Raw genomic sequence first — 253 nt, 5'->3', positions numbered from 1 at the left:
GCCCAGCCGAGCAGACCCTGGCATTCGGTGGCTTTACCGTTGCTAAGAAGAAGCAGTTCCATGAACAGTGTCCTCATGAGTGAAAGCGGAGGAGGCGTCACCAGGGCGTGGCATGGCGACAGGAGCACCGATTCTAACCCGATTGGCGGCCGGGTTCTGTGATCGGTTCATCTATCCCGATGAGCCTGCCTCTGGTCCGCCCATTCACGAAAGATGGAAACAATCAGGTTAGTCGAGCTTGAAGTCGACCCAC

It is taken from the genome of Aeromonas popoffii (assembly GCF_000820025.1).
GTDB classification, from domain to species: domain Bacteria; phylum Pseudomonadota; class Gammaproteobacteria; order Enterobacterales; family Aeromonadaceae; genus Aeromonas; species Aeromonas popoffii.
This window is presented reverse-complemented; position numbering follows the sequence as displayed.